1 protein-coding gene is annotated in these 978 nt (G+C 41.9%); it reads left to right on the plus strand.

The annotated features are described in order from the left end of the window. Nucleotides 1–938, plus strand: a 938-nt coding sequence (locus tag ACTND6_RS11035) for an ISL3 family transposase (protein WP_441024296.1), incomplete at its 5' end; no start/stop codon positions are given. Between the last annotated feature and the right edge of the window lie 40 nt (nt 939–978).

Genomic DNA, 978 nt, shown 5'->3' on the forward strand with positions numbered 1-978 from the left:
ACATGAAGAGGAAGAAACTGCCGGAAATGATCAACTTCGATGAAGTATATGCCTTCAGATCTGACGATTCCAAATACGTGTGCGTGCTTCTTGACTTCAAGACGCATGATCCGATCGACGCGCTTCCTTCAAGAAGATATGACTATCTTCATTCCTATTTCATGCGGATACCGAAGGAAGAGCGCGACAATGTCAGATATGTCTGCTCCGACATGTATGACTGCTACCGTTCAATTGCCAGGACATGCTTTCCGAACAGTGTGTGTATTGTGGATCATTTCCATCTGTCACAGGAGCTCGGCAGGCGCATAGATTCCGTGCGAATCAGGACGATGAAGAAATACTCAGGAAACAGGAAAAGCGATGAATACTATCTTCTGAAGAAGTTCAACTGGATGATCTTCAAATCAGACATCAACAGTGAGCCGGTCATGGATCCAAATGCAGAAAGAAAATGGAACGGTCACTTCAGAAAATATATGAATCTGTATGAGATCAAAGACCTGCTGTTCGGCATTGATCCTCAGCTGCAGGAAGCATGGAACATGAAGGATTCAATTGTTGACTTCTACAGTACGGCAACGATTGAAAATGCCGGAGAAAAGCTTAACAGAATTATAGAAGAATTCGATGATTCATCTGTGACAGAGATGAATGCATTTGCGAAGACACTGAAAAAATGGAGAAAGGAAATCATCAATTCCTTTCACATCGTAGGATATGAATATCAGATAGATCAGAGCACAGGCCATGTGGCAGCTCAGGAAAAGAAAATGAACAATGCGATCATTGAAAACAGGAATTCAATCATCAAATGCATCAAGAAGAACGCAAACGGCTATACCAATTGGACCAGATTCCGTAACAGAGTCCTTTACGTTCTGGACAAGAATTCCAGCTATTCAATGTATCCGATGAAGAAGGAGAAGAAGCAATGATAGCAGATGAAGCAATCAGACTGGTTGAATTTATCAGAGA

Source organism: Bulleidia sp. HCP3S3_C9, from assembly GCF_052064035.1.
Classification (GTDB): Bacteria; Bacillota_I; Bacilli_A; order Erysipelotrichales; family Erysipelotrichaceae; genus Bulleidia.